Source organism: Dactylosporangium sp. NPDC000244 (assembly GCF_040300725.1).
Taxonomy (GTDB): Bacteria; Actinomycetota; Actinomycetes; order Mycobacteriales; family Micromonosporaceae; genus Dactylosporangium.
The window spans coordinates 170,979-196,773 of record NZ_JBEPEH010000023.1; the positions used below are offsets into that span (position 1 = coordinate 170,979).

31 protein-coding genes are annotated in these 25,795 nt (G+C 73.7%); 15 read left to right on the plus strand and 16 right to left on the minus strand.

Annotation, left to right across the window (positions count from 1 at the left end):
* Nucleotides 1-6: 6 nt before the first annotated feature.
* Nucleotides 7-714: a DUF4097 family beta strand repeat-containing protein gene (locus tag ABT369_RS31340; protein WP_350617439.1), complete on the minus strand. Its 708-nt coding sequence runs from the start codon at nt 712-714 to the stop codon at nt 7-9.
* A gap of 51 nt (nt 715-765) precedes the next feature.
* Between ABT369_RS31340 and ABT369_RS31345 the strand changes: the two genes are divergently transcribed.
* Nucleotides 766-1,332, plus strand: a complete 567-nt coding sequence (locus ABT369_RS31345) for an O-methyltransferase (RefSeq protein ID WP_350617441.1) — start codon at nt 766-768, stop codon at nt 1,330-1,332.
* A 68-nt stretch (nt 1,333-1,400) separates the two neighbouring features.
* Complete coding sequence (locus ABT369_RS31350) at nt 1,401-1,880, plus strand: STAS domain-containing protein (protein WP_350617443.1); 480 nt, start codon at nt 1,401-1,403, stop codon at nt 1,878-1,880.
* On the opposite strand, the gene ABT369_RS31355 is transcribed toward ABT369_RS31350, so the two are convergent.
* Nucleotides 1,825-2,493 (minus strand): pentapeptide repeat-containing protein, encoded by a 669-nt coding sequence (locus ABT369_RS31355; RefSeq protein ID WP_350617445.1) that lies wholly within the window; start codon nt 2,491-2,493, stop codon nt 1,825-1,827. The two genes, ABT369_RS31350 and ABT369_RS31355, sit on opposite strands and share 56 nt — an antisense overlap.
* A 52-nt stretch (nt 2,494-2,545) precedes the next feature.
* On the opposite strand from ABT369_RS31355, the gene ABT369_RS31360 reads away from it, so the two are divergent.
* The 4 genes from ABT369_RS31360 (at nt 2,546) to ABT369_RS31375 (ending at nt 6,012) form a co-directional block, all read left to right on the plus strand.
* On the plus strand, nt 2,546-3,157 hold the full coding sequence (locus ABT369_RS31360; protein ID WP_350617447.1) for a TetR/AcrR family transcriptional regulator: 612 nt from the start codon (nt 2,546-2,548) through the stop codon (nt 3,155-3,157).
* Between the two features lie 106 nt (nt 3,158-3,263).
* The gene (locus tag ABT369_RS31365; RefSeq protein WP_350617449.1) at nt 3,264-4,193 is read left to right on the plus strand and encodes a CAP domain-containing protein; all 930 of its coding nucleotides are present in this window, start codon (nt 3,264-3,266) and stop codon (nt 4,191-4,193) included.
* Between the two features lie 264 nt (nt 4,194-4,457).
* Nucleotides 4,458-5,327, plus strand: coding sequence for a DUF4397 domain-containing protein (locus ABT369_RS31370; protein WP_350617451.1), 870 nt, complete (start codon nt 4,458-4,460; stop codon nt 5,325-5,327).
* 19 nt (nt 5,328-5,346) lie between these two features.
* On the plus strand, nt 5,347-6,012 hold the full coding sequence (locus ABT369_RS31375; RefSeq protein ID WP_350617453.1) for a class F sortase: 666 nt from the start codon (nt 5,347-5,349) through the stop codon (nt 6,010-6,012).
* Between the two features lie 173 nt (nt 6,013-6,185).
* On the opposite strand, the gene ABT369_RS31380 is transcribed toward ABT369_RS31375, so the two are convergent.
* Nucleotides 6,186-7,076 (minus strand): AurF N-oxygenase family protein, encoded by an 891-nt coding sequence (locus ABT369_RS31380; RefSeq protein ID WP_350617455.1) that lies wholly within the window; start codon nt 7,074-7,076, stop codon nt 6,186-6,188.
* Nucleotides 7,077-7,124: 48 nt separating this feature from the next.
* Here ABT369_RS31380 and ABT369_RS31385 point away from each other — a divergent pair, with 48 nt between their 5' ends.
* The 4 genes from ABT369_RS31385 to ABT369_RS31400 are packed head-to-tail and all read left to right on the plus strand — an operon-like array spanning nt 7,125 to nt 9,294.
* Nucleotides 7,125-7,406, plus strand: coding sequence for a DUF4873 domain-containing protein (locus ABT369_RS31385; protein ID WP_350617457.1), 282 nt, complete (start codon nt 7,125-7,127; stop codon nt 7,404-7,406).
* A gap of 54 nt (nt 7,407-7,460) precedes the next feature.
* A complete protein-coding gene (locus tag ABT369_RS31390) occupies nt 7,461-8,096 on the plus strand; it encodes a hypothetical protein (RefSeq protein ID WP_350617459.1) in 636 nt (211 codons plus the stop codon).
* Nucleotides 8,096-8,737 carry a DUF4352 domain-containing protein gene (locus ABT369_RS31395; protein ID WP_350617461.1) on the plus strand — a complete coding sequence of 214 codons (642 nt, stop codon included), beginning with the start codon at nt 8,096-8,098 and terminating at the stop codon, nt 8,735-8,737. Before ABT369_RS31390 ends, ABT369_RS31395 begins: the two co-directional genes overlap by 1 nt.
* Nucleotides 8,734-9,294 carry a hypothetical protein gene (locus ABT369_RS31400; protein ID WP_350617463.1) on the plus strand — a complete coding sequence of 187 codons (561 nt, stop codon included), beginning with the start codon at nt 8,734-8,736 and terminating at the stop codon, nt 9,292-9,294. The genes ABT369_RS31395 and ABT369_RS31400 overlap by 4 nt, the downstream gene beginning before the upstream one ends.
* Here the strand turns inward: ABT369_RS31400 and ABT369_RS31405 are convergent.
* Nucleotides 9,291-10,955: a hypothetical protein gene (locus ABT369_RS31405; protein ID WP_350617465.1), complete on the minus strand. Its 1,665-nt coding sequence runs from the start codon at nt 10,953-10,955 to the stop codon at nt 9,291-9,293. The two genes, ABT369_RS31400 and ABT369_RS31405, sit on opposite strands and share 4 nt — an antisense overlap.
* Nucleotides 10,956-11,211: 256 nt before the next feature.
* Entirely contained in the window at nt 11,212-11,643 is a 432-nt protein-coding gene (locus ABT369_RS31410; protein ID WP_344503366.1) for an SsgA family sporulation/cell division regulator, read from the minus strand.
* A 489-nt stretch (nt 11,644-12,132) separates the two neighbouring features.
* Between ABT369_RS31410 and ABT369_RS31415 the strand changes: the two genes are divergently transcribed.
* On the plus strand, nt 12,133-12,555 hold the full coding sequence (locus ABT369_RS31415) for a TIGR02611 family protein (protein WP_350617467.1): 423 nt from the start codon (nt 12,133-12,135) through the stop codon (nt 12,553-12,555).
* Nucleotides 12,556-12,909: 354 nt separating this feature from the next.
* Entirely contained in the window at nt 12,910-13,266 is a 357-nt protein-coding gene (locus tag ABT369_RS31420) for a histone-like nucleoid-structuring protein Lsr2 (RefSeq protein WP_350617469.1), read from the plus strand.
* 489 nt (nt 13,267-13,755) lie between these two features.
* Here ABT369_RS31420 and ABT369_RS31425 read toward each other — a convergent pair whose 3' ends face one another.
* The 5 genes from ABT369_RS31425 to ABT369_RS31445 all read right to left on the minus strand — a co-directional run bounded on the left by ABT369_RS31425 (nt 13,756) and on the right by ABT369_RS31445 (nt 17,608).
* Nucleotides 13,756-14,178 carry an Hsp20/alpha crystallin family protein gene (locus ABT369_RS31425; RefSeq protein WP_350617471.1) on the minus strand — a complete coding sequence of 141 codons (423 nt, stop codon included), beginning with the start codon at nt 14,176-14,178 and terminating at the stop codon, nt 13,756-13,758.
* A 107-nt stretch (nt 14,179-14,285) separates the two neighbouring features.
* The gene (locus tag ABT369_RS31430; protein WP_350617473.1) at nt 14,286-14,894 is read right to left on the minus strand and encodes a response regulator transcription factor; all 609 of its coding nucleotides are present in this window, start codon (nt 14,892-14,894) and stop codon (nt 14,286-14,288) included.
* Complete coding sequence (locus ABT369_RS31435; RefSeq protein WP_350617476.1) at nt 14,891-15,949, minus strand: sensor histidine kinase; 1,059 nt, start codon at nt 15,947-15,949, stop codon at nt 14,891-14,893. The genes ABT369_RS31430 and ABT369_RS31435 overlap by 4 nt, the downstream gene beginning before the upstream one ends.
* A gap of 46 nt (nt 15,950-15,995) precedes the next feature.
* Nucleotides 15,996-16,733: an ABC transporter permease gene (locus ABT369_RS31440; protein ID WP_350617479.1), complete on the minus strand. Its 738-nt coding sequence runs from the start codon at nt 16,731-16,733 to the stop codon at nt 15,996-15,998.
* Between the two features lie 2 nt (nt 16,734-16,735).
* Entirely contained in the window at nt 16,736-17,608 is an 873-nt protein-coding gene (locus tag ABT369_RS31445; RefSeq protein WP_350617481.1) for an ABC transporter ATP-binding protein, read from the minus strand.
* Nucleotides 17,609-17,700: 92 nt separating this feature from the next.
* Here ABT369_RS31445 and ABT369_RS31450 point away from each other — a divergent pair, with 92 nt between their 5' ends.
* Complete coding sequence (locus ABT369_RS31450) at nt 17,701-18,588, plus strand: Dyp-type peroxidase (protein ID WP_350617483.1); 888 nt, start codon at nt 17,701-17,703, stop codon at nt 18,586-18,588.
* Here ABT369_RS31450 and ABT369_RS31455 read toward each other — a convergent pair.
* The 4 genes from ABT369_RS31455 to ABT369_RS31470 are packed head-to-tail and all read right to left on the minus strand — an operon-like array spanning nt 18,562 to nt 22,646.
* Entirely contained in the window at nt 18,562-19,122 is a 561-nt protein-coding gene (locus tag ABT369_RS31455; RefSeq protein WP_350617485.1) for a TIGR03086 family metal-binding protein, read from the minus strand. The two genes, ABT369_RS31450 and ABT369_RS31455, sit on opposite strands and share 27 nt — an antisense overlap.
* A gap of 4 nt (nt 19,123-19,126) precedes the next feature.
* Nucleotides 19,127-21,232, minus strand: coding sequence for a xanthine dehydrogenase family protein molybdopterin-binding subunit (locus tag ABT369_RS31460; RefSeq protein ID WP_350617486.1), 2,106 nt, complete (start codon nt 21,230-21,232; stop codon nt 19,127-19,129).
* Complete coding sequence (locus ABT369_RS31465) at nt 21,229-22,200, minus strand: FAD binding domain-containing protein (protein WP_350617488.1); 972 nt, start codon at nt 22,198-22,200, stop codon at nt 21,229-21,231. The genes ABT369_RS31460 and ABT369_RS31465 overlap by 4 nt, the downstream gene beginning before the upstream one ends.
* A complete protein-coding gene (locus ABT369_RS31470; RefSeq protein ID WP_502891842.1) occupies nt 22,197-22,646 on the minus strand; it encodes a (2Fe-2S)-binding protein in 450 nt (149 codons plus the stop codon). Before ABT369_RS31470 ends, ABT369_RS31465 begins: the two co-directional genes overlap by 4 nt.
* Before the next feature lie 83 nt (nt 22,647-22,729).
* Between ABT369_RS31470 and ABT369_RS31475 the strand changes: the two genes are divergently transcribed.
* On the plus strand, nt 22,730-23,725 hold the full coding sequence (locus tag ABT369_RS31475) for a zinc-binding dehydrogenase (protein WP_350617492.1): 996 nt from the start codon (nt 22,730-22,732) through the stop codon (nt 23,723-23,725).
* Here the strand turns inward: ABT369_RS31475 and ABT369_RS31480 are convergent.
* Nucleotides 23,672-24,097: a rhodanese-like domain-containing protein gene (locus tag ABT369_RS31480; RefSeq protein WP_350617494.1), complete on the minus strand. Its 426-nt coding sequence runs from the start codon at nt 24,095-24,097 to the stop codon at nt 23,672-23,674. The two genes, ABT369_RS31475 and ABT369_RS31480, sit on opposite strands and share 54 nt — an antisense overlap.
* Before the next feature lie 72 nt (nt 24,098-24,169).
* Between ABT369_RS31480 and ABT369_RS31485 the strand changes: the two genes are divergently transcribed.
* Nucleotides 24,170-25,231 carry a helix-turn-helix domain-containing protein gene (locus ABT369_RS31485; protein WP_350617496.1) on the plus strand — a complete coding sequence of 354 codons (1,062 nt, stop codon included), beginning with the start codon at nt 24,170-24,172 and terminating at the stop codon, nt 25,229-25,231.
* Here ABT369_RS31485 and ABT369_RS31490 read toward each other — a convergent pair.
* Nucleotides 25,152-25,781 (minus strand): maleylpyruvate isomerase N-terminal domain-containing protein, encoded by a 630-nt coding sequence (locus ABT369_RS31490; protein ID WP_350617498.1) that lies wholly within the window; start codon nt 25,779-25,781, stop codon nt 25,152-25,154. The two genes, ABT369_RS31485 and ABT369_RS31490, sit on opposite strands and share 80 nt — an antisense overlap.
* Nucleotides 25,782-25,795: the final 14 nt, after the last annotated feature.

Genomic DNA, 25,795 nt, shown 5'->3' on the forward strand with positions numbered 1-25,795 from the left:
GGCCTCCTACACGAACGTGAGGCTGCCGCCGCCCGTGGCGATGCGCACCTTGTGCACCGAGCCCGGGTCGGTCTTGATCGACCCGGTCTGCTTGCCGCCGTCGAGCTGGGCGTCCACCGCGTACCCGTCCGAGGTCAGCCGCAGGTTCACGTTCCCGCCGCCGCTGTCGATGTCGATGCGGTCCGGGGCCTGGGTGACCTTGAGGTCGACGGGGCCGCCGCCGGTGCGCGCGTTGAACTCCGGCGGGGCGAGCCCCTCCCCGTTCACGCCGCCGCCGTCGGACTGCACGTCGATCAGGCCGGTGAGCCCGTGCAGCTCGATCCGCCCGCCGGAGCTGTCCAGCCGGACGCTCAGCGTCGAGGGCATCTCGATCTCGTAGGAGATCGAGCAGTCGCTCTTCGGGCAGCCGCCCGAGCCGAGGATGAGCTCCCCGCCGTCGATGCTTTGCTTGCGGCCCGGCTTGTCGCTCTTGAACTTCATCGTCTCGGTCACCTTGATGGTGGCCCCGCTGCCGGCCTTGATGGCGATCGCGCCGCCCTCGCTGTCGACCTCCACGACGCTCACGTCGTCCTTGACCTCGAACGCGCTGGTGGCGGTCTGTTCCGGCCCGTCCTTGGAGGCCTTGTCCGGCGACTGCGACGGGGAACCGCAGGCGCCGAGGGCCAGCAGGACGGCGGCGGCGGGGGTGAGGACGCGCAGTGGCAGTGACTTCACGGGGCACAGCTTTGCACGCGGAGCGCGACGATCTTCGGTAGGGTCGCCGCCGTGAACCTCGTCGATGCCGCATACGCCCGGGCCACCGCCAACGGCTTCGGGCAGTCCTGCGAGCCGGAGGTCGGGCGGCTGCTCGCGGCCCTCGCCGCCGCCCTGCCGCCGGGCGCCCGGGTGCTGGAGATCGGCACCGGCGCCGGGGCCGGCACCGCCTGGATCGCCGAGGGCCTGCGCCCCCGCACCGACGTCACCGTCGACTCGATCGAGGCCGACCCGGCGGTCGCCGCCGTCGCCGCGACCGGGGACTGGCCGTCCTTCGTGCGCCTGCACGTGGCCGACGCGCTCGAGTTCCTCGCGGCGGTGCCGGGCGGGTTCGACCTCGTGTTCGCCGACGCGTTCGGCGGGAAGATCGAGGGGCTCGACCGTACCGTCGCCAAACTGAACCCCCGGGGGACCCTGGTGGTCGACGACATGACCCCGGTCGAGGGATGGCCGGATGATTTCCGGGCCAAGCAGGACGGGGTGCGCCGGGCGCTGCTCGCCGACCCGGAGCTGGTCACCGTGGAGCTGGCCCACGGTTCGGGCATGATCATCGGCGTCCGTCGACCCCCGGCGGGCTGAACGGCGCGGGCGGGGTCGGCCGCGCGGCCGCTGACGCCGGAGGAGCGCGGTCGGTACCGTCGTCAGTGATGAGTGCGGTCGTGCTGGCCCTGCACGGGCTTCTCGTGGAGGGGACCGTCGCGACGATCGAGCCGGTGCTCGCCGGGCTCCTGGTCGCCGACGAGCCCCGGCTGGTGCTCGACGTGTCCGAGGTGACGGTGTGCGACACCACCGGCGCCGAGCTGCTCGTCGGCGTGGCCGGGATGGCCCGCGCCCGCGGCGGCGAGCTGCGCCTGGCCGCGCCGTCGCCCGCGATCCGCTCCTGGCTCGAGCTCGCCGCCGGGATGAGTGACATCGCCACGTTCGCCACCATCGAAGGCGCCCTGGAGGCCGACCCGCGCGACCTGCTCGGCCCGGCCCTGCCGGCGCCGGCGATCTGCGTCGAGGACCCGCCGCCCCCGCTCAGCCCGGACGGGCACCGCACGTTCCCGCGCGGCCGCCCGCGCTGGCGGGTCAACCCTTCGGGCCGCGCACGATCACGCCGAGGTCCCGCATCACCGCGTCGGTGAGCCCGGGCAGCTGCGCCGGCTCGATCGTCACGCCGCGCAGGCTGGTCATCCCGCTGACCTCCGACAGCTGATTGCCGCGCAGGTCGGCGCCGCGCAGGTCGCAGCTCTCGAACGACATCTGCCGCAGCCGGCAGCCCTGCATCGCCGCGTGGGGCAGCACGCAGTCGCGCAGGTTGGTGTTGACCAGCACGCAGCCGACGAACCCGGTCGGGCCGGTGGTGTTCACCTCGTCGAGCGTGGCCCCGTCGAGCCGGCAGCCCTCGAAGAGCACGTCGGACAGGCGCGACTCGCCCAGGTTGGCCCACGTCAGCTTGCAGTTGACGAAGTGCACCCGCTCCAGGGTCAGCCCGGTCAGCCGCGCCGCGGTGAAGTCGACCTTCTCGAACCGGCAGCCGGTGATCGTCACGTCCTCCCACACCACCCCGTTGAGGTCGAGGTTCTCCAGGTGGGAGCGGCGCAGCCGGGCGTCGATGAGCGTGGTGCGGATGGCGCGGCCGGTCTGCACGTGGGCCTCGTTGAGGTTGCCGCCCCACGGCGCGCTGACCGGCTCCAGCTCGCCGGAGTCGAACGCGGGGAGCTCGATGTCGATGTCGTGCACGCTGCGCACTGCCACGTACCTCACCGTAGAGGGTCGCCCGAGGGTGTGGCACGTAGGCTGTCAGGTCATGAACGAAGCGGGAGTGCGGCCGCGGGTGGACGGGCGCACATTACGGGCCGAACGCACCCGGCAGGCGATCACCGACGCGCACTTCGCGCTGCTCGAGGAGGGTGAGCTGCGGCCCACCGCCGAGCGGATCGCCGAGCGGGCCGGGGTGTCCCTGCGCGCGCTGTGGACGAACTTCAAGGACATGGAGGGCCTGTTCGCGGCGGCCGGCGAGCGGCTCATGGAGCGCCAGCGCGCCGAGTACCGCCCGATCCCGGCCGACCTGCCGCTGGACGAGCGCATCGAGCGGTACTGCGCCCAGCGCGCCCGCCTGCTGGAGCTCATCGCCCCGGCCGCCCGCGCCGCGCGCATCCGCGAGCCGTTCTCGGCGCAGCTGCGCAAGAACCGGGCCTGGTACCTCGAGATCGCCCGAGAGGAGCTGCTGACGCTCTTCGCCCCGGAGCTCGAGGCGGCCGGGGAGGCCCGCGCCGAGGTGATGGACGCGCTCACCGTCGCCGTGACCTTCGCGGGCTGGTCGATGTGGCGCGACGAGCTGCACCTCGACGTGGCGGGCGCCACGGCGGTGCTGCGCCGCGTGGTGAGCGCCCTGCTACCGGCCGCAGGCACGGCATAAGTTTGGCTTAGACCGTCGTTAAATCGGCTTCCGCGGGCGAATCCGGCGCTCCCGGCCTTCTAGTGTCAGGTGCGGCTTCGATTCGCACGCATGCCTGGAGGCTTTGGTGTCAGCGTACGGCGACGGTTACCCGGACCGGTACGACCGCTACGACCCGTACGGTGCCGAGCCCGCCCGCGACGGCTGGGGCGACCGCGGTGGGCAGCCGGAGCGGCGCTTCTACGACGAGCCGGGCCAGTACGGCGGTTACCAGGACGCGCCGGAGAACGAGCGGGGCCCGTACGGCGGTTACCAGGAGGCCCCGGAGCCGGACGACGCGCGGCGCGGCAAGCGCATGCTGCTCGTGGCCGCCATCGGCGCCGTCGCCCTCGTCGTCGTCGGCGCGGTCGCGTTCGGCGGCTCGCTGCTGCTGTCCAAGAGCTCCAACGCCTCCCCGCAGTCCAACCTCGCCGCCGGCGCCTCGGCCACCACCGAGGCCGGCGACCTGTTCGCGGGCGCCTCCGGCGACCCGGGCGCCGCCGGCTCGAGCGCCCCGGCCGAGAACGCCTCGACCGCGCCGGCCCCGACGACCAAGGCGCCGACCACCGCCGCGGCCCCGAAGCCCACGCCGACGACCAAGAAGCCCACGACCGCCGCGGGCGGGGGCAGCAACGTGGCGTACGAGAACCAGGTCCTGGCGATCGTGAACACCGAGCGGGCGAAGGCCGGCTGCCAGCCGCTGGCCTACAACGCGAAGCTGCGCGCGGCCGCGTACAAGCACTCGGCCGACATGGCCGCCAAGGACTACTTCTCGCACGACTCGCAGGACGGCACCTCCTTCGCCACCCGGATCTCGAACGAGGGATACCGCTGGTCGAACGCGGCCGAGAACATCGCCAAGGGCCAGCGCACGCCCGAAGAGGTCATGAACTCCTGGATGAACAGCTCCGGGCACCGGGCCAACATCCTCAACTGCAAGCTCAAGGACCTGGGCGTGGGCCTGGCCTACCAGGGCAAGACGGCGATCTGGACCCAGGACTTCGGCACCCAGATGTAGAGATCCTGATCAAGAGATTGATCGGTACCGAAGAGTAAGTTGCCTCGTCCGTCCGGAGGTTGTGCCGCAGCACAGCGTCGGGCACCGTACACGCGGCGCGATGATCCCTGCCCAGTGCGGGTGGCGTGTTGCTCAGCGACGTGCCAGACTCACCGCGATCAGTGCTTACGGTGCCCGCGCGGATTACTCACTCTGACCCCCCGCCGGGTGCGTTCCATTCGGGAATCTCCAGCATTCGCTGTGCGCACAGCAGGGGGTACAAACGTGTTCGCTGCTCCCCAGCGGCGGCGGCTCGCGGCGCTGGCCGCCGCGGCGCTCCTCGGCCTGGGACTGACGATGGTGGACGCCTCGCCGGCGGCTGCGGCCGGGGTCGGGTACGTCCGCCTCGCCCACCTCTCGCCCGACACGCCGGCGGTCGACGTCTATCTGAGCTCGGTCACCGGCGCGATCCCGCAGCAGAAGTTCGATGCCGTCGCGTACGGCACCGTCTCCAAGTACCTGCCGCTGCCGCCGGGCACCTACGCGGTGGCGATGCGCAAGAAGGGTGACCCGGCCTCGGCCGCGCCGGTGCTGAGCACCCAGGCGACGGTGGAGGAGGGCAAGGCCTACACGGTCGCGGGCACCGGCAAGTTCGCCGACCTCGGCCTGAAGGTGATCGCCGACGACCTCGGCCTGCCGGAGCCGGGCAAGGCGAAGGTGCGGGTCATCCAGGCCTCGGTGCGCCAGCCGGTGCTGGACGTGTCGGTGTCGGGCGGCGCGAAGATCGCCGACGGCGTGCAGTTCGCCACGACGACGTCGTACCAGACCGTCGACCCCGGCCGCTGGACGCTGCGGCTGGCCGCCCCGAGCGCGACGGGCGCCGCGACGACGGTGACCGCCCCGCTCAAGGCCGGCGCGGTGTACTCGCTGATCATCCTCGACGGCAGCGGCGGCCTGACCGCGCAGCTGCGCACCGACGCCTCCAGCAGCGGGGTGCCGGAGGGCGGCGTGGACACCGGCGCGGGCGGCACGGCCGGCGAGCGGGGCCTGAACCCGCTGCTGCCGATCGGCGGCGGCGTGGCCGTGGTCCTGCTGGCGGTGGCCGGCGGCCTGCTCTGGCGCCGGAGCCGTTCGCGCACGGCGGCGGCCGCGTAACCGGCCTACGCTCGAGCCCATGGGCAAGACCGGGAGGGTGGTCAGGCACCGGGCGCTGCGGCAGCGCCTGCACCTGACCGCCACCCGGCGCCGGACCCTCATGCTCATCGGGTGCGTGCTGGCCCTGGCCGCGCCGATGATCGCCGGGGCCGCGACGCTGGTCGGCCGCCGGGTCGACATCGACGCCGGCGACGCCACCTGGATCGTGCCGCACAGCATCGACCTGTCGGCCGCGAACGCCGCGCCGGACGCGCCCCCGACCCGCCTGCGCATCGCGAAGCTCGGCGTGGACACGCCGCTCGAGGACCTGCGGATGGACGCGGCGGGGGTGCTGGAGAGCCCGAAGGTGTTCGGCGAGGCGGGGTGGTTCACCGGCGGCACCTACCCCGGCGACGCGGGCCCGGCGGTGCTGGCCGGGCACGTGGACTCCAAGACCGGCCCGGCCGTCTTCTACCGGTTGCACGAGCTCGCGGCGGGGGACACGGTCGACGTCCAGCGCGGCGACGGCTGGCTGACGTTCCGCGTGACGGCGAGCGAGCACTACGCGAAGGCCCAGTTCCCGAGCGCGCGGGTCTACGGCCCGACGCCGGTGCCGGAGCTGCGGCTCATCACGTGCGGGGGCACCTTCGATCAGGCGCGCCATTCGTACCGTGACAACCTGGTCGTCTACGCGGTGCTGATCTGAGAAACGTTTAGGGTCGGTGTGCCAGGTCGCCTCGCGGCGATAGGCGCGACACGGCTCCAGCCGAACGGTATTCCGTGAAGGCAGTGTGGTGAGGCCCGGGGACACACAGCACACCGACTCCATGAACAGTAGCGCGGTCGCCACGCGTCGTCCCGTGATCGAGAACACAGCACTCAGATGAGCGCGGCGGCCCGCCAGACGGACTTCGCCGGGCCCTCGACCAGGCCGAGCTCCTGCAGGTAGGTGGTCACGCGGGTGCCGGCCCACCGCAGCGTCTCGCGGAAGCGCGGGTTCGCCCAGGCGACCGCGCGGGCCCGGGCCGGGTCCAGCCCGACCGCCGCGTACGCCTGCGGGTTGATGAGCGTGTGGGTGACGGTGTACGCGGCGCGGGCGACGATGATCTGGCAGTACCACCGCCGGGGTCTCCACGCGGAGGCGACCTGCCGGGCGAGCTCGTCGCGCGCGAACCGGATGTGCCTTGCCTCCTCGACCACGTGAATCCGCGAGACCATCCGCACCAGCGGCTGGAGGCTCTCGTCGGCCATCGCCTCGCGCTGGAGGGCGTCGAGGATCTCCTCGGCGATGAGCGCGGCCGCGAACGTCTGAATCCCGCCGGCGGTCGCGCCCAGGTAGCGCCCGAGCGCCCGGTGCACCGCGGCCGGCTGGTAGGCGGGCGTGCCGAGCGCGTCGATCATCCGGCCGAACATGACGCTGTGCCGGCACTCGTCGCCGACCTCGGTGAGCGCGTACTGCACGTGCCCGCTGCGCGGGTCCATCCCGGTCACGTGGCGCAGCAGCATGCGCATGAGCAGCACCTCGAACCAGATGCCGATGCTCGCGATGCTCGCCACCTCGTGCCGGGAGAGCTCGACGCGCTGCTCGGGGGTGAGCGCGTCCCACAGCTCGGTGCCGTAGAGCGAGAGGCGGCGCTCGGGGGCGTAGAGCAGGCCGGCGGGCTGCGGCGCGGCCCAGTCGATGTCGATCTCGGGGTCGTACGAGTTGCCGGCCGAGATCTTCAGCAGGCGGGCGGCGGTGGCCTCGCGAGCGGCGGCGACATCCGGCATGGCGGACTCCTTGACGTTACCGGCCGGTAGTTGGTACTAGTCAGTACCATGCCCGAGGAATCGCCGCCGGTCAAGGCCTCGCTGTCGTTCGAGGGGCGCACCTACGCCGTTGAGCTGCGCGTTTCCGGCCAGTTCCAGCCCATCGACGGCCGGTTCCATTGGAGTGCGCGAATGTCCGCGGGCCCCGAGGTGGTGGCCCTGCTGCGCGCCGGCCGCCGCGAGGTCCTCCTGGCGGGCCCGGCCGGTGCCGACCCGGTCCCCGCGCGGCTGCTCGAGCTCAACCCGTGGGGCGAGATCCGGGTCGCCGGCACCGGGCGGCCGCCGGGCTGAGCGGCGTCCGCGGGACCTCGGGCGGGCGCCCCGGCTTGTCGTATGCTCTGCGGCGTGGCGAGCCCAGGGGCAGGGACGGCCGATCCGCCGCCGGCCGGACGGCTGAGGCTGGCGCTGCTCAACGCCCCCGCCCGCTGGCTCGTGGCCGGCATCGCGGCGGTCGCGATCCTGGTCTCCGGCGCGTTCGGAGGCTTCGACAAGGCCGCGCCGGACGGGCCGCCGAAGTTCACCGTCGGGCAGCCCTACGCGGCCGGCGGCTGGACCGTCACCGTGCACGGCGTGCGGGCCCTCGACGAGCTGCCGCCGCTGCGGCACAAGGAGAACAGCGGCTGGCGCTGGATCGTCGTGGTCGCCACGGTCGAGGTGACCGACGCCGGCGAGAGCACCCTGTTCCACACCCAGGCCCTGCAGATCCACGGAGTCAAGGGGGCGCCGGCGAAGTACGCGGACCACGTGGCGGGCGCGGCCGATGCCGCCGAGAACGCGGCCGTGCAGCCCGGCGTGCCGGCCCGGTTCGGCTACTTCTGGGAGCAGCGGGCCGAGGCGCCGGTGCCGACCGAGCTGCAGGTGGACATCTTCGCTCTCACCTACACCTTCGACAACGCCAGCAACAAGGGCGTGTGGCTGCCGGCGAAGGAGCAGCCGGCCGCGGTGGCGATGGTCCCGATCGACACGAAGCCGGCCTCCTGATGGTCGCCACCGAGCGGCCCGGCCCTGCGGTGCCCCCGGCCGCCGCCCGGCACCGCAGGGCCGGCCCGCCGCTGCGGACCCGGATGGTCACCGCGCTGCTGGTGCTGGCGACGGTCGCGGCCGGGGCGCTGGTCGTGCGGCTCAAGCCCGACCAGGAGCACGGCGGCCGGCCCTTCCTGCGGCCCGGGAAGGCCGGCGGCGTCGTCGACGTGGACACCTTCCAGGTCGTCGTCCTCGACGCGGCGGGCGGCACGAAGCTCAAGCACCCGCGCAACGGCCTGACCCTCGACACCACCGGCGTGTGGGTGCTGGTCCGCGTCCGGGTGGCGGCGACGCGGGAGCCGGTGATCCTGCCGTACGCGCGCCTGCGCGACGACCGCGACCGCACCTTCAGCGCGACGGGCCGCGTCACCCAGCCCCTCACCGACGGCCGCGCGTTCCAGCCCGGCGTCTGGGTCGAGGGCCACATCGTCTTCGAGGTCGCCAGGGACGCGAAGGACCTGACCCTGCTCCTGGGCGAGCACTCGGGCCTCGGACCGGGCCTGCTGACCCTGGCCGAAGTGCCGATTGCCGCATCGGTACCGCAGTGGCTCGGCCAGTCCACCCCGCTGGACGTCCCGGACGCGAGGCTCGCGGCGTGAACGGGGGCTGGTGGCGACGGAACCGCTGGGGCCTGCTCCTGCTCGTCCCGGCCGTCGCCGCCGCGCTCGCCGGGCCCTACTTCCGCGACGCTCACGTCTATCTCGAGAACCCGACCGAGCCGCACGTACCGGTGGCGGGGGCGAAGGGCGGCTGGGTGACGTACGCGGGCGCCCGGATGCGCCTCGACGCCGTCACCGAGGTCGAGTCCCCGGCCGACCGCTCCGGCAAGCCCGCCGACCTGGGCGGCGGGCGGGTGTGGCAGGCGAAGGTCACGTACGAGACCGCCGACGCCGGGGCCCTCGCCGGGTGCACGGTCTACCTGGAGGACGGCGGCGCGCGGCGGTTCGGGGACCGGCCGGTGGAGCTGTCCCCGGTCGGCCTCCCGTCCGGCGGCGGCTGCGACCGCCCCCGGGCGGCGGGTGCCTCGGCGCCGCCGGGCGAGGGCCCCTACCAGCGCGACTACTACTTCCTGCTCCCGGCCGGCGCGACCCCGGCGGCCTTCTTCGTGGGCGTCCCGACCGCGTACCCGTCCTACGCCCACCTGCCGCGGCCCTAGAACCGCCCGATCTCGCGCGTCGGCTCGTCCTCGGGCCGGACGCGGGGCAGCGCCATCTCCTGCGTCGCGTCGTCCGGCGTCGCGTCCTGTGGTGGCGCCGTGAGCAGTGACGCCGCCACCTCCTGCGTGGCGTCGTCCTGCACGACCGGAGGCGCAACGGCGGACGCCGCCACCTCCTGCGTGGCGTCGTCCTCCATGACCGGAAGCGGATCGGCGGGCGGGGCCCCGATCGGCACCGCGAACGGCGCCTCCGGGTTGCGCGCCGGCGCCTCGGCCGCGGGTGCCCACGCCGCCGCGGCCGCGACGGGCTCGGGGGCGTCGGCGGGCTCCGGGACCGCGGCGGCGTCGCGCAGCTCGGGGTCCAGCCGCTGCGCCAGCACCAGCCGGTCGATCGCCGCGCTCAGCAGGCAGATCAGCACCACGTTCGCGACGATCTCGTTGAGCGGGTTCAGCATCCGGTCCAGGAACAGCCAGGTCTGGTCGTCGCGCGGGCCGGCGATCCAGCGCTCGAGATCCCACAGCCACGCCTCCAGGCCGCCGAGCCGGTGCCCGTCCACGACCAGCGGCGAGACCGCCACGAAGAGGAGGCAGAACAGCAGCAGCGGCCGGGTGCTCCCGCGGGCGAGCAGCCGCAGGCCGCCCAGCAGCGGGCCGAAGCGGTCGTTGAACTGGTCGCGGACCTGGCGCCTCGCCCACTGCCGCGCGAAGCCGGCCCGGCCGGCGTGGCGCTCCTCGTGGTCGCGGGCGAGGTCGGCCGGACGGTGGCCGTAGACGACCGCGCCGACGGTGAGCCACGCGACCGGGGCGAGCACGACCGTCTGCGCGTTGGCCACCAGCAGCCCCGCGACCACGAACACGGCGCCCGCGGCGATCGCGAACGGGTTGCCGATGTCGCCGAGTCCGCCGGTGATGTCGGCCCGCACCGCGCCGAGCCAGGAGCCGATGCGCAGGCCGCCGAACCAGTCGCCGGCGAGCCCGGGGAGTGCGGCGAGCGGGATGAATACGAGCATCAGCCAGACCGACTCGAGGTAGGCGGCGAGCAGGCCCAGCCAGTGCGGGCCCCGGGGCCGGGCACCCTCCTCGCGCGGCCTGCGCAGCCGGCCCAGGCCCCAGCGCGCGGCGAACGCGACGGCGACGACCGCGAGCACGGCGGGGGAGAGGCCCAGGTCCAGCCGCTGGGTGTCGGTGAGCGGCATCGGGCCGCCCTCGAGCACGGCGGCGAAGCGGGCCTGGTGGTAGTCGTCCCAGACCGCGTACCGGTAGCGCTCGATGGTGTCGTCGAGGTACCCCTGCGCCGACCACACGGCCAGGAAGGGCAACAACACGCTGCCGAGGTGGTCGAGGATGCCGTCGTGCCAGGTGCCGGCGCGGTCGTGGGCGGCGCGGGCGAACGGCAGCGAGCCGCGCACGACGCGCATCATGAACACGTAGGTCATGAGCACCAGCAGCGGCACGAGCATGAGCAGCAGCGTGCCCGCGAGCGGGTGCCAGGCACTCGCGACGACGGCCAGGCGCGTGGCGCCCCACCGTGCGGCGAAGCCGGCCGCGGCGACCGCCAGCAGTGTGGGGAAGTGGCGGCCGATCAGGCTCAGAGTGGTGCCGGCGAAGGACCCGACGTCGGCCGGTCCGCGCCTGGACGCACCCATCAGGCCCCCCGTCACGCAGGGAGGCTATCCGGTGCGGGCGCCCGGCTCAACGAGTCGGGCGCCACGCCGGCCCCGGTCCCGGCATCTGGCGGAGTGCCGGAGGTGGAGGGCATGGCGTGGCGCCCGGTTTCGCTCGTGGTCGGGTGTACCGCGGGTGGCAGGTGAGGGCCGGCGGGTACTGGTCGGCGCGGGATTCTCCGGCGGCGGGTGGTGCCGCGCGATGGCCGCGGAGGTGGTCCGCGGCCGGCCGGTGAGGGGCGCGCCGTCGAGCTCAGCGGCCGGCGAGGAGCCGGCTCACCGCGTTGTCGACATCGAGGTGGTCGGTCTCGTGACCGCGCGGCACCACGCTGTAGGTGCGCCGCAGGAACCGCACCAGCACGCTGCGCGGCACCTCGAAGAGTGCATTGCCGTCCGGTGAGGACAGCGCCAGCGCGACGAAGTCGCCACGTGGTCCGTTCCACGGCCAGACGCGCACGTCGCCGATGCCCGCGGGCTCGTCGAGCCCGGTGAACAACAGTTCCCGCGCGAACGACCAGCTGACCGGCTCGCCGCCCGCGGACTCCGCATGGAAGAGCACGTGGACCGCGTACGGGTCGTTCGGGTCATAGCGCAGGCTGGCTCGCACCGGCAGCGCGGTCGCGTCGGGCGCGACGAGTCGTAGGGATGTCTCGACCTCGACGGTCGATGGTCGGATAGCGCTCATGTCGTACTCCCCCCGGCACCGCTCGCGGAGCATGCCGTGCCCCGCCTCTCCTATGTTGAGGCGATTCCCAGTGTTACGCGCAGTGATTCTACGATCTCACTCTGTAGTGTTTCTGGGCCCGATTTGCCGTCAACCGAACATCCTGCGTGCGATGTCTGGTTTTCTGGGCGCGGTCGGGGTCCTTGACGTGACGTGTGGGCCGTACGTCAATTCATTCCGGTAACGTCCTGTGGCGCATGGGAGTGACGGCTCTTTGCGTGATGGGAACGAGAATTGCGCGGCAGTGAGGTGGACGGGTCGGGCGTTACGCCTGATTCCGGACCTCTCCCGGCTCGCGAGGGTGACTTTCGGCGTGTCGTGACCGTGGTTGTACCGGCCACATGGATGCGAACTTCGCCAATTCTCGTCCCGTATGTGGTGACTATGCGTAATTAGTCCGATTTGCCGGGCACTGTGCTCCCCGGTTGCCGGAGCGTGGACCATGGAACGGTGCCCGACCAGCCACGCGACACCGTCACCGCCCCCGAACGACCCGCCCTCTCGCCCGCGCGGGCGCGAGTCCACCGGGTGCGCGATGCCTACCTGCGCATGCGGGCGCGGGCCTACGCCACCCCGCTCGGCCGCCTCGGCGTGAAGATCGCCGTCGCGGTCGTCGGGACCCTGGTCATCGCGGTCGGCGTGGTGCTCCTGCCGCTGCCCGGCCCGGGCTGGGTCGTCATCCTGGCCGGCCTGGCGCTGCTCGCGATGGAGTTCGCCTGGGCCCGCCGGCTGCTCGGCTTCACCCGTGCCCAGTTGTTGCGCTGGACCCGCCTGGTGCGTGAGGGGTCGTGGCTGGTGCGGATCGCCTCCGTCGGCGGGCTGCTCCTTGTGGTCGGTGGCGCGTTGCTGCTGTCGCTGCGGATACTCGCCTGACTCCACGACTGCGATGTTGTGCGGCTCTCGGGTGAGTTCCCGCCATCCGGCCGGGGTGGCCGTTGACGCGATCGGGGCACGCCGATCACGCCTATTCGCCGCTTCGCCTTTACCGATCGTGTGCGTTTCGTGTTGTATGCGTTTCGTGACATGCCGATTTCGGTGCCGGGCGGACGAAAGAGCTAGTGTGGAGGTAATCTCGCCCGAGTCATGGGCGTAGCATGTCGCCAAGTAATGTGTTTGTGTCCGAATGATACGGCCGGTGCGCTCGGTGCCGAGGCCCGGATCGGTTCGGTCCGCATAGTTCTGCACAACGGTTCTCTACACCTGGGTACGACCGAGGAAAGGCCACTCATGGCAAAACGCGTCATCCACGAGCTGATCGACGACATCGACGGCAAGCCCGCCGCCGAGAGCATCGTCTTCGCGCTCGACGGCGTGCAGTACGAGATCGACCTGTCCGCCGGCAACGCGGCCAAGCTGCGCGACGCGGTGGCTCCCTTCGTCGCCGCCGCGACGAAGATCGGTCGCGGCGGTGTCGTGGCGACCTCGCGTGGCCGGGAGGCCCGGGGCCGCAGCGTGACCCGCGGGGATCGCGACCAGAACCGCGCGATCCGCGAGTGGGCGCAGGCCAAGGGCATCGACGTGTCCGACCGGGGCCGGATCAAGCAGGACATCGTCGACCGCTACCACGCCGAGGCGGGCCGCTGACCGCACGCCCGCGGGCGTGACGTGATCGAAGCGGGCGGGCCGGGTGCACGAATCGTGCACCCGGCCCGTTTTGCATTCCTGAGGCCATACGGTCGTTCGGGCAGCCGCTTTCCCCATTCGGCGCCCGGGCCCCGCGCGGATTCGCTAAGACCCCGCGCATTGCCGATCGATCCGGTCGCCTTTGCCGCCGAGGCCGGTCGCCTTTGCCACCGGGGGCGCCCCGCCGCAATTGCGCGGACCGGCCGCCGGGACGGTGGCACCCTCGCCGCCACCCTTTGCCGCCGGCCCCGTCCCACCCATCGGACGGCCCGCCACCGCCCCCGGGGCATTTCGCCACCGGGCAAATGCGCCGGATGATCACCGCGAGCGCATCGGGAATAACCGGCTGTGGCGACGACGATCGATTCCGAATCGCCCCGGAAACGCGACGGCCGCGGCCCCCTCGGGGGCCGCGGCCGTCGGCGCCCGTCAGCGCGGGGCCGGCATTCTTTACCGCGCGGTGGCGAGCTCGCGCTGGGCCGTGCCGATCTCGATCCGGCGCGGCTTGGCCCGCTCGGTCACCGGGATGCTCAGCGTGAGCACGCCGGCGTCGTAGCTCGCCTCGAGCCGCTCGGTGTCGAGGCTGTCGCCCAGGACCAGGCGCCGGGTCACGGTGCCGGTCGGGCGCTCGGTGATGACCCGGCGGACGCCCTCGCGCTCGGTGCGGGTCCGCTCGGCGCGGACGGTGAGCACGTTGCGGTCGACGGTGGCGTCGATGGTCGCCGGGTCGACGCCGGGCAGGTCGATCTCGACGAAGAAGGTGTCCCCGTCGCGGTACGCGTCCAGCGCAGCGGTGGCGCCGCCGCGAACCGGCGAGCCGAAGAACTGGTCGAACGCGTCAACATTCCGGAACGGTGCGGTGCGCAGCAACATGATGAAGTCCCTCCAAGGTTGAGCCCGTGTCGCTCAAGTCTTACAACCTCGGGGGTGCCCACCGTCTTCCGTCCGTAACCGTGACCTGAGTCACCTAGACTCAACTTTCAGAGCCACCCGCGGGACTGCGCCACGCCCACCGCCTCGATCCGGTTCCGGGTCCCCGTCTTGGTGATCGCCGCCGACAGGTAGTTGCGCACCGTGCTCTCCGACAGGTGCAGCCGCTTGGCGATGTCCGCGACCGTCGAGCCGTCGGCCGCCTCGCGCAGCACGTCGCGCTCCCGCTCGGTCAGCGGGTCCGGCCCCGCCGCCAGCGCGGCCGCGGCCAGCTCCGGGTCGACCACCCGCTCGCCGGCGAGCACCCGCCGCACCGCCGCGGCCAGGGACTCCACCGGCCCGTCCTTCACCAGGAAGCCGCTGGCGCCCGCCTCCATCGCCCGCTGCAGGTACCCCGGCCGCCCGAACGTCGTCAGGATCAGCACCCGGCACCCGGGCAGCCGCCGGCGCAGCTCCGCCGTCGCGCTGATCCCGTCCCCGCCCGGCATCTCGATGTCGAGCAGCGCCACGTCGGGCCGGGCCTCCAGAGCCGCCGACACGATCGCGTCGCCGCTGCTGACCTGGGCGACCACCTCCAGGTCGGGCTCCAGGCCGAGCAGCAGCGCCAGGGCGCCCCGCATCATGCCCTGGTCCTCGGCCAGTAACACCCGAATCGTCACAGCGGCAGCCTCGCAGTCAGCATGAACCCACCCTCCGGCCGGGGGCCCGTCTCCAGCGCCCCGCCCGCGCCGAGCAGCCGCTCCCCGAGGCCGCGCAGGCCGTTGCCGGGCTCCGGCGCCGGGGCGTCCGGGGCGAAGTCGCCGTCGTCGCCCACCCGCAGCACCGCCGCCCCGCCGGCCGTCGTCACCGAGATGTCGCACCGGCCCGCCCCGCTGTGCCGGATCACGTTCGTCACCGCCTCCCGCGCCACCCACGCGAGCAGCCGGTCGGCGGCGTCCGGCAGCGGGTCGGCGGTGCGCAGCACATCGGCGGTGATGCCGGCCGCGGTCAGGGCGCCCTTCGCGCGGGCGAGCTCGGCGGTGAGGCCGGTCTCGCGGTAGCCGGTGACCGCCTCCCGGATCTCGACCAGCGCCCGCCGCCCGACCTGCTCGATGTCGGCCGCCTGGGCCGCCGCCGCGGCCGGGTCGCGCTCGGCGATGCGCCGCACGACCTCCGCCTTCACGACGATCACGGACAGGGTGTGGCCGAGCAGGTCGTGCAGGTCGCGGGAGAAGCGCAGCCGCTCCTCGGCGACCGCGGCCTCGGCCAGCGCCTCCCGGGTGTGGTGCAGCTCCCGGACGAGCCGCGACATCTGCCGCACCGCGAAGACGAGGATCGACGACAGGATCGTGCCGACGGCGATCCCGCCGATCTGCCACCAGTCGGCGCGCAGTGCGAGGCCGATGCCGGCCTCCGCGGCGAGGGAGCCGGCCAGCACGAGCCCGGCGCCGACCGGTCGTTCGTGGGCCGCGTAGATGGTGATGCCGCCGCACGAGACGAACAGCAGCAGCACGATCCAGTGGGTGCCGAAGACGAGCGGCAGGCCGACCCCGAGCGCCGCCACCAGCCCGAAGAGGACGTGGTGGCGGCGGGTGATGGTGTGCGAATCGAAGCCCAGGGCTGCCGTGTAGACGTACAGGAGCTCGAATGCCACCAGCGCGACGACCGCCGCGGTGGTCGTGGCCGTGGTCAGCGGGTCCAGGAGCGGGAACGTCCACACCCCGACCCAGAACATGGTCCCGATCCTGGAGCTCACCCGGCGCCACATGCCGATCACCCTTTCACAGCACCGCGATGCGGCGGACCGAGCGGCGGTAGCCGAAGATCGCCAGCCCGGTGAACGCGACCAGCCACACGAGCAGCGTCACGACGTCGCCGAGGCTCGGCGCCCCGCCGAACGCGACCCGCCACGACATGTCCGCGTACGCGTGGGTGGGCAGCAGCCGCCCGATCGCCGCGACCCAGGACGGCATGATGGACAGGGGCAGCCACAGCCCGCCCAGGATGGACAGCCCGAGGTACACCAGCAGGTTGAGCGGCTGCGCGGTCTGACTGGTGGCCAGGTAGCCCAGCCCCAGCCCGAGCAGCGCGAACGGCAGCGCCCCGACCCACAGCAGGGGCACGATCGCCAGCCACCGCCAGGCGTCCAGCCGCACCCCGTTGATGAACACCGCGGCCAGGCACAGCGCGAGCACCGGCGGCAGCCCGGCGGCCATCGCGGCCAGCCCCTTGCCCAGCACCACCTTGACCGGCGGCAGCGGGGTCAGCCGCAACTGGCGCAGCCAGCCGACGGAGCGGTCGATCACGAGCCCGGAGGCGTAGTTGAGCAGGCCGCCGATCGCGCCGTACCCGGCCATCGACACCATCGTGTAGACCGCGGCGACGCTCTTGTCCTGCCCGGTGACCGTGTTGATGTTCGTGAACAGCACGTAGCTCAGCAGCGGCATGAGCACGGTGAAGATGAGCAGCCCGGGGGTGCGGATCAGCCGGCGCAGCTCGAGGCGGATGTAGGGCAGCATGGTCAGGCCTCCAGGCGGGTCAGGGCGAGGTAGGCCTCCTCGAGCCCGGCGCCGACGACCTCGAGGTCGCGCAGCAGGCCCGCGGAGGCGAGGGCGAGGACGGTGGCGTCGGCGTCGGTGCTGGTCAGCACCGTCCGTCCGGCCCGCTCGGCGACCGTCACGACGCCGGGGAGCGCGGCATAGTCGGCATCGAGGCTGGTCACACTCACCGTGCGCACCGCCACGCGCCGCTTCACGTCGGCGGCGGTGCCGTCGGCGATCACCCGCCCGCGGTCGAGCACCACGATGCGGTCGGCGTTGTCGTCGGCCTCCTCGAGGTAGTGCGTCGAGAACAGCACCGTGCGGCCCTGCCCGGCGTAGGCGCGCATCGCCGTCCAGAAGTCGCGGCGGGCCTCCACGTCGAGCGCGGCGGTCGGCTCGTCGAGCACGAGCAGGTCGGGGCGGCCGATGACCGCCATCGCGAACCGCAGCCGCTGGGCCTGGCCGCCGGAGAGCCGCTCGACCGTCCGCCCGGCCAGCCCGGTCAGGTCGGCGAGATCGAGCGCCTCGGCGATCGGCATCGGGTGGGGGTACACGTCATGGAGAAACCGCAGCAGGTCGCCGACGGTGGACCGGGGGAGCAGCCCGCCGGCCTGGGGCATCGCGCCGACGAGCCCGGCGGCGGCCGCGGCCGACGGCTCCCGGCCGAACAGCCGCACCGTGCCGGTCCTCGGCGGCAGCAGCCCGAGCAGCATGAGCAGCGTCGTGGACTTGCCGGCCCCGTTGGGACCGAGGACGGCGACGACCTCGCCGGCCCGCACCGGCAGCGTCACGTCCTCGACGGCCCGCACACCGCCGTAGGCGTAGGAGAGGTTCTGCAGATCGACCGCGTTCATGACATCGACGCTAGGGTCGCGGCCGGCCGCCGGGCAGATTCGTCGATCGCGGTCTGGCGGTGACAAATGTCCTGTCGCCTACGATCGAGCGCATGGCACCGACCCCGCAGCCGGGCATCTTCGCGGCGGCCCTGGCCGAGCACGCGTACCTCGAGTTCGACCTGCGCCCCGGGGTGGCGCCGCGCGATCTGTTCACCGCGCTGACCGCGGTCGGCGAGCCGATGCCCGCGACCGGCGCCATCAACGTCGTCGTCGGCGTCCGCCCGTCGCTGTGGGAGCCGGTCATCGCCGCGGACTTCACCGAGCCGATCGCCGGCCCGGACGGGTTCACCATGCCCGCCACCCAGCACGACGCCTGGCTGTGGCTGGCCGGCGCGGACCGCACCGCCCTGTTCGACTACACCCGGGCCGCGCTGGCGATCCTCGAGGCCGTCGCGGTCACCGCCACCGAGGTCGCCGGCTGGGTGTACCACCACGACCGCGACCTGACCGGCTTCATCGACGGCACCGAGAACCCGCCGCGCAGCCAGGCCCCGGCCGTCGCCGCGCTCGCCGAGGGCCCGGCCGCGGGCTGCAGCGTGGCCCTGGTGCAGCAGTGGCGGCACGACTCCGACGCGTTCGAGGCCCTCACCGTCGCCGAGCAGGAGGCGGTCATCGGCCGCACCAAGGCCGACTCCGTCGAGCTCGACGACGAGCACAAGCCGCCGACCTCGCACGTGGCCCGCACCGTGATCGAGCAGGACGGCGAGGAGCTGAAGATCCTGCGCCGCAACACCGCCTACGGCACCGTGCGCGAGCACGGCACGATGTTCGTCGGCTTCTGCGCGACGCAGCACCCCCTGGCGGAGATGCTGCGCCGCATGGCCGGCGTCGGCGACGGGGTGCGCGACGCGCTGACGCGCTACACGGCCCCGCTCACCGGCGCCTACTACGTGATCCCGCCGGTCGAGGCGCTAGCGCGGTACGCGCCCGAGGCGTAGCAGGATCCGGTCCATCGTGGACGCTCCCGCGGGTGCGGGCCGCGGGGCCGCGAACGCCTTCGTCGTGTCGGGCACACCCTCGGCGATCGGCAACGTCGTCTCCAGCACGTCCTCGGGCAGCTCCCACGGCCGGCCGAGGGTCGTGGCCACGTCCCAGCCGTGCACCACGTAGTCGATGGCGTGCGCGCTGATGCCCCGCCGGACCGGGATCGGCACCGGCGCGAGCTCCGCGAAGTGCGCGTCCCGGTCCAGGGCCACGGCGGCGAACGCGGCGATCACCTCGTCGGCCGCGGCCGCGTACTCGGCGGCCGGGTCGGCCCCGAGCGGTTTCGGCGCCCAGCGCTCGAGCGGCCACGACTCCCCGCGCGCGACGGCGGCGAAGCCGAGGTGCTGGACGGTCATGTGCGCGAGCAGGTCGGCGAGGGTCCAGCCGGCGCACGGGGTGGGCAGGGTCAGGTCGAGCGGGCCGTCGAGCAGCGTGACGCTGGCGCGCACGGCGATCGCGTCCGCGGCGCGGTAGTCCGGAATGGCCATGGCCTCATCCTGGCACGGCCGGCAGCAGCAGGGCGGGGGTGATGGGCAGCGATCGGCAGCGCACCCCGGTGGCGTGGTGGACCGCGTTGGCCACGGCCGCCGCCGCGCCCACGATCCCGAGCTCGCCGAGGCCCTTCGAGCCCATGGGGTTCAGGTGCGGGTCCGTCTCGGGCACGAACGTGACGTCGATGCGCGGGATGTCGGCGTTGACGGCGACGTGGTACGCCGCCAGATCCGCCGTCACGAACGCGCCCGAGCGCGCGTCGAGCACCGTCTGCTCCAGCAGCGCCATCGACACGCCCATCGTCATCCCGCCGATGAGCTGCGAGCGGGCCGTGGTCGGGTTCACGATGCGGCCGCCCGCGAACACGCCGAGCATCCGGTCCAGCCGCACCTCCCCGGTCTCGGGGTCCACGCGCACCGCGCAGAACTGGGCGCCGAAGGCGTGGCGGGCGTACTCCTCCCGGGCGGCGATGTCCGCGGTGGTGTCCGCGGTCACGGCGACCCCCTCGGGCGGCACCTCGCCGCCGTGCTCGCGGTCGATCCGCTCGCGCAGCATCCGGCACGCCTTCGTCACCGCCCAGCCCCACGACGACGTGCCCATCGAGCCGCCCGCGACGGTCGCGTAGCCGATCGCGCTGTCGCCGACCCGGATCTCCACGCACATCTCGTCGCACCCGAGCGCGTCCGCGGCGATCTGGCGCAGCACCGTGCGGGCCCCGGTGCCGATGTCGGCCGCGTTGACCGCGACCTCGAAGTGCTCGTCGGCGGTCGCCCGCGCCGTCGCCGTCGAGGGCCAGGTGATCGCCGGGAACGACGCCGCCGCGACCCCGGTGCCGAGCAGCCAGCGGCCATCGCGCACCGCCGCCGGGCGGGGGTCGCGATCGGCCCAGCCGAACCGGCTCGCCCCCTCGCGCAGGCACTCCACGAGGTGCCGGCTGGAGAACGGCCGCCCCTCGGCGTCCCGGTCGGTGTCGTTGCCGATGCGCAGCCGCACCGGGTCCCAGCCGCCGGCCACGGCCAGCTCGTCGATCGCCGACTCCAGCGCGAACGAGCCCGGGCACTCGCCGGGCGCCCGCATCCAGGTCGGTGGCGGCACGTCCAGCGCCACGACGCGGTGGCTGGTGGTCAGGTTCGGCGGCGCGTAGTGCACGCGGCTGACCACCGCGCACTGCTCCGCGAACTCCGTCAGGCGCGAGGTCTGGCTGATGGAGTCGTGCCCGATCGCCAGCAGCCGGCCGGTGCTGTCGGCGCCGAGCCGGACGCGCTGGATGGTCGGGGTGCGGTACCCGCCCAGCGCGAACACCATCGAGCGCGGCAGGGCCAGCTTGACCGGGCGGCCGACACATCGGGCGGCCAGCGCGGCCAGCACCGTGTTCGGCCGCGCCATGCCCTTGGAGCCGAAGCCGCCGCCCACATGCTCGTTGTGCACCCGCACGAGCTGCGGCGCCAGCCCGAACAGCGCGGCCAGGGTCTCGCGGACCGTCGAGGACGCCTGGGTCGCGTCGAACACGTCGAGCCGCCCGCGCTCCCAGAAGGCGGTGGTCGCGTGCGGCTCCATCGCCACGTGGTGCTCGGTCGGGGTGCGGTAGGTGGCGTCGACCCGCACCGCCGAGGCCGCGTACCCGGCCTCGAAGTCGCCGCGGTCCAGCCGGCCCCGGTAGCCGGCGTTGACGATCTCGGGCTCGTAGAGGCCGGGGTGGTCGGCGCGCAGCGCGGAGTCGGGCGGGGACACGTCGGCGCGGACCGTCACCGCCTCGGCGCCCTCGCGGGCCCGCTCCGGTGTCGTGGCCACGACGAGGGCGATGATCTGGCCGTAGTACGACACCTCGGGCGACTGCAGCACCAGGAGGTTGGGATCGTCGCCGGGCTCGAGGCGTGGCGCGTTCGCGTGCCAGATGACCGCGAGCACCCCGTCGAGGGCGAGCGCCGCCTCGGTCTCCACGGCGGTGATCCGGCCGCGGGCGAAGCCGGCCGGCACGGGCCAGGCGTGGCAGGCGCCCGGGATCGGGTGGTCGACGGCGTACCGCGCGTGCCCCGTCACCTTGTCGCGCGCCTCGAGCCGCGGCTCCGCGCGTCCGATGTGGACGGTCGTCTCGAGGAGGGTCACGGCGTCAACTCCCGCAGCAGCTCGACGGTCAGGTTGCGCAGGAGCGGGATCTTGTACGCGTTGTCGCGCAACGGTTTCGCGAACGCCAGCTCCTCCTCGGCGGCCCGGGCGTAGTGCTCGGGCGTGGCCGGCCCGTGGCGCAGCGCCCGCTCCGCGGCCCAGGCCCGCCACGGCAGGTGCGCGACCGCGCCCCAGGCCAGCCGCACGTCGTGCACGATGCCGTCGCGCACGTCGAGCGCGGCCGCGACCGAGCCGGCCGCGAAGGCGAAGCTCGCGCGGTCGCGGACCTTGCGGTAGCGCGAGCCGGCGGCGATGGGGCACTCGGGCAGGACGACCCCGGTGATCAGCGACCCCGGGGGCAGGTTCGTGTCCAGGTCCGGGCGGTCGCCGGGCCGGCGGTACAGGTCGTGCACGCTGATCGCGGCCGGGCCGTGGGGCCCGAGATAGTGCACCGATGCGTCCACGATGGACAGCGCCACCGCCAGGTCGGACGGGTTCGTCGCGACGCACTGCGGCGACGCGCCCAGGATCGCCAGGTCGTGATGCTCCCCGTCGCGGGCGTCGCAGCCGGTGCCCGGCGAGCGCTTGTTGCACGCCTTCGTGACGTCCTGGAAGTACCGGCAGCGGGTGCGCTGCAGCAGGTTGCCGGCGACGGTCGCCCGGTTGCGCAGCTGCCCCGACGCCCCGGCCAGGATCGCCTCGGACACCACCGGGTAGCGGCGGCGGATCGTCTCGTCGCGGGCGAGCTCGGTGTTGGACACCAGCGCCCCGATGCGCACCCCCTCGCCCGTCTCGATGCCGTGGTAGGGCAGGCCCGTGATATCCACGAGCAGCTCCGGGGAGGTGACGCCGAGCTTCATGAGGTCGACGAGGTTCGTGCCCCCGGCCAGGAACATCGCGCCCGGCCGCGCCATGGTGGCGACGGCCCCGGGCCCGTCGCCGGGTCGTTCGTACTCGAATGGCCTCATACCGCCGCCGCCACCTCGAACACGGCCGCGGCGATGTGCGTGTAGGCCCCGCACCGGCAGATGTTGCCGCTCATCGCCTCCCGGATCGCGGCCGGCGACTCGGTCTCCTCCGCCGTGAGCCCGACCGCGGAGCAGACCTGCCCCGGCGTGCAGAACCCGCACTGCAGCGCGTCGTGCGCGATGAACGCCTCCTGGATCGGGTGCAGCCCCCGCCCCGCGCTGAGCCCCTCGACGGTCGTCACCGCGGCGCCGTCCACCGAGCACGCGAGCACCAGGCAGCTGACCACCCGCCGCCCGTCGAGCAGCACCGTGCACGCCCCGCACTGCCCGTGATCGCAGCCCTTCTTCGCCCCGGTGAGCTCGAGCTGCTCGCGCAGCGTGTCGAGCAGCGTGCTGCGGTTGTCGAGCCGCAGCTGGTGTTCGCGCCCGTTGACGTGCAGCGTCACGTCGCTTTCGGTTTCAGTCCCGCTCACGCCGCAGCCGCTACCCGGCTTGACATGAACCATGCTTGAGGTCCGAGGGTGGTTCCATGCGTGTGATCGAGGTGTCCCGCTTCGGCGGTCCGGAGGTTCTCGTCCCCGTCGACGCGCCCGACCCGGCGCCCGGCCCCGGCCAGGTCCAGATCGCCGTGGCCGCCGCCGACACCCTGTGGCTGGAGACCCGCGTGCGGGCCGGCCACGGTGCCCCGTTCTTCCCCGTCACCCTCCCGTACCACCCCGGTGTCGGCGTGGCCGGCACGGTGACCACGGTCGGCGGCGGCGTGGATCCACAGTGGATCGGCCGCCGGGTGGTGGCCCGCACCGGCCACGCGGGCGGCGGCTACGCGACGGTCGCCCTGGCCGGGGCCGAGGCCCTGGTCCCGATCCCGGACGGGGTGGCGGACCCGGACGCCGCCGCCGTCCTGCACGACGGCGTGACGGCCCTGGCCCTGCTGCGGCTGGTGGAGGTCCGCCCCGGCGACCGGGTGCTGATCACCGCGGCCGCCGGAGGCATGGGCGCGATCCTGGTGCAGCTGGTGCGCGCGGCCGGGGCGACGGCGATCGCGGCCGCCCGCGGCTCGGCCAAGCTCGGCCGCCTGCGCGACCTGGGCGCGGACGAGGTGGTGGACTATTCGGCTCCCGGCTGGTCCGCGTCGCTGGCGCCGGTGGACATCGCGCTGGACGGCGCGGGCGGCGACTACGGCCGGGCGGCCTTCGACGCGGTCCGCGACGGCGGCCGCTTCTCGGCCCACGGCACGCCGGCGGGCTCGTTCACCGCCCCGCCCGCGGACGCGAGAGGCATCACGACGACGGGCATCGCGGACGTGCAGCTGTCCGAGCAGCGCCATCGGCACCTGCTGGGCGAGGCGCTGCACGCCCTGGCCGAGCGGCGCTTCGAGCCGTTGATCGGCCAGATGTACGGCCTGTGGGACGCCCCCGCCGCGCACCGCGCGATCGAGACGAGGACGGCGATCGGCAAGACCCTGATCCTGTCAGCAGTCGCAGGAGACGGCCCGCAGCGGGGCGGTCAGACCGTCGGCCGGTAGCCGCTGCGGCCCGCGGCTCGTCTCGAACGCCAGCCCTTCCCGCACCCAGTACTCGAACCCGCCGATCATCTCCCGCACCCGGTATCCGAGCCGCGCGAACTCGAGGGCGGCCCGGGTGGCGCCGTTGCAGCCCGGCCCCCAGCAGTAGGTGACGACCTCCCGGCCGGCGTCGACGAGGTCGCGCGCCCGGGCGGCGATGTCGGCGGTGGGAAGGTGCACGGCCCCCGGAATGTGCCCCTGCGCCCAGGCCTGGTCGCCGCGGGAGTCGACCACCACCAGGTTCCCGCCGCCGGCCGCCAGGGCCGAGTGCACGTCGCTGACATCGGTCTCGAACCGCAGCCGCCGGGCGAAGTGCTCAATCGCTTCACGCATACCGACGATCCTGCGGTCGTGGCCGGGTCTCGCACCAGTGGCGAAAACGCCGCTACTGGTTAAGATCTCGCCATGCGTGCTGCGGCCCCGAGGACGGCCGGCGACTCGGTCGCGGTGCTGGCCTTCGCCGGGATGTCCCTGTTCGAGACCGGCATCGTGACCGAGATCTTCGGCCTCCCGCGCCCCGAGCTGGACATCCCCTGGTATCGCCTGACGATCTGCGCCCCCACGCGCTCGAAGCCGGCGCCCCCGATCCCCGTTGTGGGCGGCGCGACCCTGCACCCGCCGGCGGGCCTGGACCTGCTCGCGTCGGCCGGCACCGTGATCGTCCCCGGCGTCGAGTCCGTCCACGCCGACCCCCCGCCGGAGGTCCTCGAGGCCCTGCGCGAGGCCCGCGCCCGGGGCGCGCGCATCCTGTCCATCTGCTCGGGCGCGTTCGCGCTGGCCGCCGCGGGCCTGCTCGACGGTCGCCGCGCCACGACCCACTGGCGCTACGCGGACGTCTTCCGCGCCCGCTTCCCGCACCTCGACCTGGACCCGGACGTGCTCTACATCGCCGAGGGCGACGTGTGGACCAGCGCCGGCAGCGCGGCCGGGCTCGACCTGTGCCTGCACGTGGTGCGCACCGATCACGGGGCGGCGGTCGCGAACGCGGTGGCCCGGCGCCTGGTCGTGCAGCCCCACCGCGACGGCGGCCAGGCCCAGTTCATCGAGGCCCCGGTGCCGGCCGGCGCGGACGACGACCGGATCGCGGCGAGCCTGGCGTGGGCGCTGGCGCACCTGCGCTCGCCGCTGACCCTCGCCGACCTGGCGCGGCAGGCGCACATGTCGCCGCGCACCTACCTGCGGCACTTCACGCGCGCGACGGGGACGAGCCCGATCCGCTGGCTGCTGCGCCAGCGCATTCAGGCGAGCCTGCCGCTGCTGGAGACGACCGACGCGCCGATCGAGCAGGTGGCGGCAGCCGTGGGCTTCGACGCCGCGGTGACGTTCCGCCACCATTTCACCAACGCGATGCGCACGTCGCCGTCCGCGTATCGGCAGGCCTTCCGGACTACCGCTCCGCCGGCGGGCGGCCGTCCCACCGCCACGACGTCCGTGCCGCCTGGCCCGGCAGCTCGGCCCGCCCGGTAGCCCACAACAGCACCAGCCACGGGTCGTCGTGGGCGGGCACCTCCACGAAGAGGCGGTCGAGCACCTTCTGGCACAGGTCGGCCGGCGGCGTCCACGGGCGGTTCACGGTGTCGGCGACGTCCCAGGCGTGCACGAGCGCCTCCACCACGCCCATCGCGGCGAAGCCCTCCGGGTCGCTCACGCCGTAGGGGTGGTAGCCGCGGCGCGAGGCCGGCGCGGCATCCACCACGCTCGCGAGCATCGCGCCGCAGGCCGAGAGGGAGCGCAGCAGGCCCGGCGTCCCGCCCTCGGGCTCGACGAAGATGGTGTTCGCCGGGCCGCCCTCGCGCAGCGGGCGCCACACGAACGGCAGGTAGGCGTCCTGGGGGGAGTCGGGCACGGCGATCTGGCCCGCGTAGGCGAACAGGTCGTCGGCCGTGTGCTCCATCGTCTCCCAGCACGTCCACGACAGCGTGCCGGCCGGCCGGTCCCAGCCGTCGTCGGGCACGTCGGCGAAGGCCGTCCGGACGAGGGACACAGCGCGCAGGACGTCAGCACCAGCCAGGGTCACGGGCTCGACGCTAG

What these genes read in the sequence shown, in the direction of transcription:
- ABT369_RS31350 (WP_350617443.1), top strand. Translation starts at nt 1,401, where the DNA reads ATGAGTGCGGTCGTGCTGGCCCTGCACGGGCTTCTCGTGGAGGGGACC.
- ABT369_RS31360 (WP_350617447.1), top strand. Translation starts at nt 2,546, where the DNA reads ATGAACGAAGCGGGAGTGCGGCCGCGGGTGGACGGGCGCACATTACGG.
- ABT369_RS31375 (WP_350617453.1), top strand. Translation starts at nt 5,347, where the DNA reads ATGGGCAAGACCGGGAGGGTGGTCAGGCACCGGGCGCTGCGGCAGCGC.
- ABT369_RS31380 (WP_350617455.1), bottom strand. Translation starts at nt 7,076, where the DNA reads ATGCCGGATGTCGCCGCCGCTCGCGAGGCCACCGCCGCCCGCCTGCTG.
- ABT369_RS31385 (WP_350617457.1), top strand. Translation starts at nt 7,125, where the DNA reads ATGCCCGAGGAATCGCCGCCGGTCAAGGCCTCGCTGTCGTTCGAGGGG.
- ABT369_RS31395 (WP_350617461.1), top strand. Translation starts at nt 8,096, where the DNA reads ATGGTCGCCACCGAGCGGCCCGGCCCTGCGGTGCCCCCGGCCGCCGCC.
- ABT369_RS31410 (WP_344503366.1), bottom strand. Translation starts at nt 11,643, where the DNA reads ATGAGCGCTATCCGACCATCGACCGTCGAGGTCGAGACATCCCTACGA.
- ABT369_RS31420 (WP_350617469.1), top strand. Translation starts at nt 12,910, where the DNA reads ATGGCAAAACGCGTCATCCACGAGCTGATCGACGACATCGACGGCAAG.
- ABT369_RS31425 (WP_350617471.1), bottom strand. Translation starts at nt 14,178, where the DNA reads ATGTTGCTGCGCACCGCACCGTTCCGGAATGTTGACGCGTTCGACCAG.
- ABT369_RS31435 (WP_350617476.1), bottom strand. Translation starts at nt 15,949, where the DNA reads ATGTTCTGGGTCGGGGTGTGGACGTTCCCGCTCCTGGACCCGCTGACC.
- ABT369_RS31440 (WP_350617479.1), bottom strand. Translation starts at nt 16,733, where the DNA reads ATGCTGCCCTACATCCGCCTCGAGCTGCGCCGGCTGATCCGCACCCCC.
- ABT369_RS31445 (WP_350617481.1), bottom strand. Translation starts at nt 17,608, where the DNA reads ATGAACGCGGTCGATCTGCAGAACCTCTCCTACGCCTACGGCGGTGTG.
- ABT369_RS31450 (WP_350617483.1), top strand. Translation starts at nt 17,701, where the DNA reads ATGGCACCGACCCCGCAGCCGGGCATCTTCGCGGCGGCCCTGGCCGAG.
- ABT369_RS31455 (WP_350617485.1), bottom strand. Translation starts at nt 19,122, where the DNA reads ATGGCCATTCCGGACTACCGCGCCGCGGACGCGATCGCCGTGCGCGCC.
- ABT369_RS31465 (WP_350617488.1), bottom strand. Translation starts at nt 22,200, where the DNA reads ATGAGGCCATTCGAGTACGAACGACCCGGCGACGGGCCCGGGGCCGTC.
- ABT369_RS31475 (WP_350617492.1), top strand. Translation starts at nt 22,730, where the DNA reads ATGCGTGTGATCGAGGTGTCCCGCTTCGGCGGTCCGGAGGTTCTCGTC.
- ABT369_RS31480 (WP_350617494.1), bottom strand. Translation starts at nt 24,097, where the DNA reads ATGCGTGAAGCGATTGAGCACTTCGCCCGGCGGCTGCGGTTCGAGACC.
- ABT369_RS31485 (WP_350617496.1), top strand. Translation starts at nt 24,170, where the DNA reads ATGCGTGCTGCGGCCCCGAGGACGGCCGGCGACTCGGTCGCGGTGCTG.